At 72.4% G+C, this 5,714-nt stretch carries 6 protein-coding genes and 1 pseudogene; all 7 read left to right on the top strand.

Going from position 1 to position 5,714, the window contains the following annotated elements:
- Window positions 1-134: 134 nt before the first annotated feature.
- Window positions 135-344: a hypothetical protein gene (locus AB0B89_RS34455; RefSeq protein ID WP_358561340.1), complete on the top strand. Its 210-nt coding sequence runs from the start codon at window positions 135-137 to the stop codon at window positions 342-344.
- A 46-nt stretch (window positions 345-390) separates the two neighbouring features.
- A complete protein-coding gene (locus AB0B89_RS34450) occupies window positions 391-1,209 on the top strand; it encodes a TlyA family RNA methyltransferase (protein WP_358561344.1) in 819 nt (272 codons plus the stop codon).
- 34 nt (window positions 1,210-1,243) lie between these two features.
- Window positions 1,244-2,152, top strand: a complete 909-nt coding sequence (locus AB0B89_RS34445) for an NAD kinase (RefSeq protein WP_358561337.1) — start codon at window positions 1,244-1,246, stop codon at window positions 2,150-2,152.
- A gap of 195 nt (window positions 2,153-2,347) precedes the next feature.
- A complete protein-coding gene (gene recN, locus AB0B89_RS34440; RefSeq protein WP_358561334.1) occupies window positions 2,348-4,066 on the top strand; it encodes a DNA repair protein RecN in 1,719 nt (572 codons plus the stop codon).
- A gap of 160 nt (window positions 4,067-4,226) precedes the next feature.
- Window positions 4,227-5,423: a putative cytokinetic ring protein SteA gene (steA, locus tag AB0B89_RS34435; RefSeq protein ID WP_358561331.1), complete on the top strand. Its 1,197-nt coding sequence runs from the start codon at window positions 4,227-4,229 to the stop codon at window positions 5,421-5,423.
- A pseudogene (locus tag AB0B89_RS34430) lies at window positions 5,333-5,572 on the top strand (copper transporter); the annotation flags it as partial. The gene steA and the pseudogene AB0B89_RS34430, both read left to right, overlap by 91 nt.
- A 59-nt stretch (window positions 5,573-5,631) precedes the next feature.
- Window positions 5,632-5,714 (top strand): hypothetical protein (locus AB0B89_RS34425; RefSeq protein ID WP_358561342.1); only part of this gene is annotated, 83 nt, incomplete at its 3' end.

Here is a 5,714-nt window from a genome sequence, read left to right as displayed (position 1 = left end):
CACGTTGCCCGCGTGGCCCTGCGCGGAGACCAGCGCGCAGAGCAGGTCCAGCCGCAGGCCGTCCTGCGCGTTGGGCTCGCCGGAGTTCTCCGGCGGCTGCCCTGGCCCGGCTGAGCGGCCTCGGAGACCTCCCCGTGCGGGAGCACGTGGCGGCGTTCGAGAAGGTGCTGAGCGGTCTGGAGGCGACCCTGGCCTCGGTGGGCGACACGTCCTCCACCCAAGCGGGTGCGTCCACCGCCCAAGCGGGCGTGCCCGCCGCTCGCGCGGGTGCGTCCACCGCTCAGGCGGTCGCGGCCATCGCCCGAGCGGGCGCGTCCGCCGCTGCGGGGGACGGCCGCCCGTGAGGCACCGGTGGCAAAGGATCTCACGACGCGTCCCGGGGCGGGCGCGTTGAGCCGGCGCGTCCGTCTCGACAGCGAGCTCGTCCGGCGCGGCCTGGCGCGCTCTCGCGAGCAGGCCGCCGACCTCATCACCGGCGGCCGCGTCAGCGTCGGCGGCCGTACGGCGGCCAAGGCGGCCACGCAGGTCGACACGGCCTCGGCCATCGTGGTCGCGGAGGCGGCCGAGGGCCCCGACTATGTCTCGCGGGGCGCCCACAAGCTGCTCGGCGCGATCGAGGCGTTCGGGCCGCGCGGGCTCGGCGTCGAGGGGCGCCGCTGCCTGGACGCGGGCGCCTCGACCGGCGGGTTCACCGACGTGCTGCTCCGCGCCGGCGTGGCCCACGTCCTCGCGGTCGACGTCGGGTACGGCCAGCTCGCCTGGTCGCTGCGCACCGACGAGCGGGTCACCGTCATGGAGCGGGTCAACGTCCGCGATCTCACCCCCGAGATGGTGGGCGATCCGCCCTCCCTGGTCGTCGGCGACCTTTCGTTCATCTCCCTGCGCCTGGTGCTGCCCGCCCTGGCGGCCTGCGCGGCCCCCGAGGCCGACTTCGTGATGCTGGTCAAGCCGCAGTTCGAGGTGGGCAAGGAGCGGGTGGGCGCCGGCGGCGTCGTCCGCGACCCGGCGCTGCGCGCCGGGGCCGTCCGTGACGTCGCGCGTGCGGCGTCCGCGCTCGGCCTGGCGGTGCGCGGGGTCACGGCGAGCCCGTTGCCCGGCCCGTCCGGCAACGTCGAGTACCTCATCTGGCTCGGCAGGGGTCCCGGGCCGGAGCCGGTGGCCGATCTCGACGCCGAGATCGAGCGCGCCGTCGCGGAAGGTCCCCAGTAGTGCGCGGAGTGCCCGCCGGACGAGCGGAGTGACCATGGACAGCGCGAAGCGCACGGTGCTGATCACCGCGCACACCGGTCGCGAGCCCGCGGTCGACAGCGCGCGGCTGGTGATCCAGCGGTTCCTGGAGGCGGGTTTCACGGTCCGGGTCATGGAGCCCGAGGCCGAGGAGATCGGCGTCCCGGGGGTCGACATCGTGCCGCCGGGCTCGGCCGCGGCGGAGGACGCCGAGGTCCTGATCGTGCTGGGCGGCGACGGCACGCTGCTGCGGGCCGCCGAGCTGGCCCGGCCCGCCCGCACCCCCCTGCTCGGGGTCAACCTCGGCCATGTGGGCTTCCTCGCGGAGGCGGAGATGGCCGACCTCGCCGAGGCCGTCGACCGCGTCGTGACCGGCCGGTACACCGTCGAGGAGCGCATGACCATCGACGTGAGGGTCCGGGCCAACGGTGAGACGCTGGCCTCCACCTGGGCCCTGAACGAGGCGAGCGTCGAGAAGCGCGACCGCATGCTGGAGGTCGTCGCCGAGATCGACGGCCGCCCGCTGTCCCGGTGGGGATGCGACGGGGTGATCTGCGCCACCCCGACGGGTTCGACGGCCTACGCCTTCTCCGCGGGCGGCCCGGTGGTCTGGCCCGAGGTGGAGGCGCTGCTGCTGGTGCCCAACAGCGCCCACGCGCTGTTCGCGCGTCCCCTGGTGGTGTCCCCGAGGTCGACGATCGCCGTGGAGCTACTGCCGGGCACTCCGGGCGGAGTGCTGTGGTGCGACGGCCGGCGGCGCTTCGATCTCCCGCCGGGCGTGCGGGTCGAGATGCGGCGCGCCGACCTTCCCGTACGGCTGGCGCGGCTGCACGACGCCGACGCCACCGGAGCCCCCTTCACCGACCGGCTCGTGGCCAAGTTCGACCTTCCCGTCCAGGGGTGGCGCGGGCGCGTCCGCCCCTAGCCAGGAGGCGTGAGCGATCGTGACCGAGGGGCGCGAACGACCCCGTCCGGGGCGTTGACGACCCCGGTCATCGAAAACCTTGGCGATTTCCGCGTAGGATCGACCCGCACGGAGAGGTGACCGAGCCAAGCCCCACACGGTCCGGCGAGGTGTGCCCGATCGGAGGCAGCGCGGCGATACGGCGGGAGGGACCCAGTGCGGCCACGGGTCGATGAGGTCCGGATCAAAGGGCTCGGGGTGATCGATGAGGCTGTTCTGACGCTCTCATCGGGTTTCACCGTCGTCACGGGTGAGACGGGCGCCGGCAAGACGATGGTCGTGACCGGGCTCGGCCTGCTGTTCGGCGGCAGGGCCGATCCCGCGCGCGTCCGTCCGGGCGCCGAGCGCGCCACGGTCGAGGGCACCCTGGTCGTGGAGGCAGGGGGCCGCGTCGCCCAGCAGGTGGAGGACGCCGGCGGCTCCGTGGAGGACGGCGAGCTGATCATCGCCAGGTCCGTCTCCAGCGAGGGCCGCTCGCGCGCGTGGCTGGGCGGCAGGTCCGTCCCGGTCGGCACGCTGACCTACCTCGCCGAGGAACTCGTCGCCGTCCACGGCCAGATGGACCAGCAGAGGCTGCTCCAGCCCGGCCGCCAGCGCGCCGCCCTCGACCGCTACGCCGGTGAGGAGCTGGTCAAGCCCCTGCGCGCCTACACCCAGGCCTACAAACGCCACAAGGAAGTCAGCCAGACGCTCGAAGAGCTCACCACCCGTGCCCGCGAGCGGGCGCAGGAGGCCGACCACCTCCGCTTCGGCCTTGAGGAGATCGAGAAGGCCGATCCGAGGCCCGGCGAGGAGCTGGAGCTCAAGCAGGAGGAGGAGCGCCTCTCCCACGCCGACTCGCTGAAGAACGCCGCCGTCGACGCCCACACCGCCCTGCTCGGCGACCCCATGGGAAGCGTCCAGGGCGCGCAGGACGCCGTGTCGCTGCTCGGGATGGCGCGGTCGGCCGTCGAGGCGGTCCGCTCGTACGACACGACGCTGTCCGCCATCGGCGACCGGCTCGCCGAGGCCGGATACCTGGTGTCCGACGTGGCCACCGAGCTCGCCGCCTACTCCGAGTCCGTCGACGCCGACCCCGCCAGGCTGGCCGCCGTGCAGGAGCGCCGCGCGGTGGTGAACGGCCTCATCAGGAAGTACGGCGTGGACACCACGGCCGTGCTGGCCTGGGCCAGGGAGGCGGCCTCCCGGGTGGCCGAGCTGGAGGGCGACGACGACCGTGTCGCCGAGCTGACGCGCGAACACGAGGAGCTGCTCACGCGGCTCACCGAGCTCGCGGCCGAGGTGACCGGCATCCGCACGGTCGCCGCCGATCGTTTCGGCGAGGCCGTCACCGCCGAGCTGACCGCGCTGGCCATGCCCCACGCCCAGGTGGTCGTGGTGCTCACCCCGAGCGGCCAGTTCGGTCCCGACGGCGCCGACGAGATCGAGCTGCGCTTGATGTCCCATCCGGGGGCACCGGCGCTGCCGCTCAACAAGGGCGCCTCCGGAGGCGAGCTCAGCCGGGTCATGCTGGCCATCGAGGTCGTCTTCGCCGGGGCCGACCCGGTGCCCACCTTCGTGTTCGACGAGGTGGACGCGGGCGTGGGCGGCAAGGCGGCGGTGGAGATCGGGCGGCGCCTCGCCCGCCTGGCCCGTACGGCCCAGGTGATCGTCGTGACCCACCTGCCGCAGGTCGCGGCCTTCGCCGACCAGCACCTGGTCGTGGAGAAGGCCGGCGACGGGCGCGTGGTCCGCAGCGGTGTCACCGCGCTCGACCGCGAGGCCCGCGCGAGGGAGCTGTCGCGCATGCTGGCCGGTCTCGAAGATTCCGAGCTCGGCCGCGCGCACGCCGAGGAGCTGCTGTCGATCGCCGCGGCGGACAAGGCGGCGAGCTGAGCAAGAGTCGCCCCTGTTCAGGGGGCATGCGGGGAGACGTACGGGGGCCGCGAGGGCCCGTGGTCGCGCGCCGGGCGCTCGTGACCCGGCGACAGTGACAAAACTGACACGCCATGATGCGGGCACATCTTGGTCGCACGCTCTGGCAGGATGGTTCGTGATGAAGGTGCCGACCTTTAAGGTTCAGGGCCTCCGCCGCAGGAAGGTTTCAGACCTTCCCGGGGTGACGGCAGTGGCGAGGATCGATCGGCGGACCAAGAGGCTGACCAAGCGCCTCCGGCCCGGGGAAATCGCGATCATCGATCATGTCGACGTCGACCGGGTGAGCGCGGAGGCGCTTGTCGCGTGCGGTGTTTCGGTCGTGGTGAACATCGCGGCCAGCATCAGCGGGCGTTACCCGAACCTCGGCCCGCAGATCCTGGTCAACGCCGGGGTGACGCTCGTCGACAACTCCACCCCCGAGGTGTTCGACCGCGTACGCGACGGTGACGTGGTGCGCGTCCACGACGGTGAGATCTACCTCGACGACGAGCTCGTCGGCAAGGGCGAGGCGGTCACGGCCGAGACCATCGAGGCCGCGATGACCGAGGCGCGGGCGGGCCTGTCGATCCAGATCGAAGACTTCGCCATGAACACCATGGAGTACATCCGCCGCGAGCGCGACCTGCTCATCGACGGAGTGGGGGTGCCCGACATCCGCACCACGATGGAGGGCAAGCACGTCCTCGTCGTCGTGCGCGGCTACCACTACAAGGAGGACATCGCCACCCTCCGCTCCTACATCAGGGAGTACCGCCCGGTCCTGATCGGCGTCGACGGCGGCGCCGACGCCCTGATGGAGGCGGGCTACCTGCCCGATCTCATCGTGGGCGACTTCGACTCGGTCTCCGAGCGCGCGCTCTGCTGCGGCGCCGAGCTGGTCGTGCACGCCTACCGCGACGGGCGGGCGCCGGGGCTTGAGCGCGTGCGGCAGCTCGGCCAGGAGGCCGTGGTCTTCCCCGCGACAGGCACCAGCGAGGACATCGCGATCCTGCTCGCCGACGACAAGGGCGCGAGCCTGATCGTCGCGGTCGGCACGCACGGCACGCTGGTGGAGTTCCTCGACAAGGGCCGGTCGGGCATGGCGAGCACCTTCCTGACCCGGCTGCGGGTCGGCGGCAAGCTCGTGGAGGCCAAGGGCGTGAGCAGGCTCTACCGCAGCCGCATCTCCGTCGGCTCCCTGCTGCTGCTCGTGGCCACCGCACTTTTCACCGTGGGCGTGGTCCTGTGGTTCTCGCCGATGGGCAAGGTCTGGCTGAACGGACTTCGGGACGCCTGGAACGGTTTCATCTTCTGGTTGGTCGGGCTCTTCTCGTGATCGATTTCCGCTATCACCTCGTCTCCATCGTCGCGATCTTCCTCGCGCTGGCCGTCGGCATCGTGCTCGGCAGCACGGTACTGAACGCCCCGCTGGTCGCGTCCACCGAGAAGGTCACCGCGCAGCTGCGCGCCAACAACAACGACCTGCACTCGCAGCTGAACGACCTGCAGACGCGCGGCGAGGCCGGCGACACCGCGAAGGAGAGATCCTTGGACTCGCCGGCGAGAGCGGCTGCGGCAAGAGCTCCGTCGTGTCCGCGCTTGTGGGACTGGCCGACATCGCCGGGGG

Source organism: Sphaerisporangium sp. NPDC049002, from assembly GCF_040649355.1.
GTDB lineage: Bacteria > Actinomycetota > Actinomycetes > Streptosporangiales > Streptosporangiaceae > Sphaerisporangium.
This window is presented reverse-complemented; position numbering and strand designations above follow the sequence as displayed.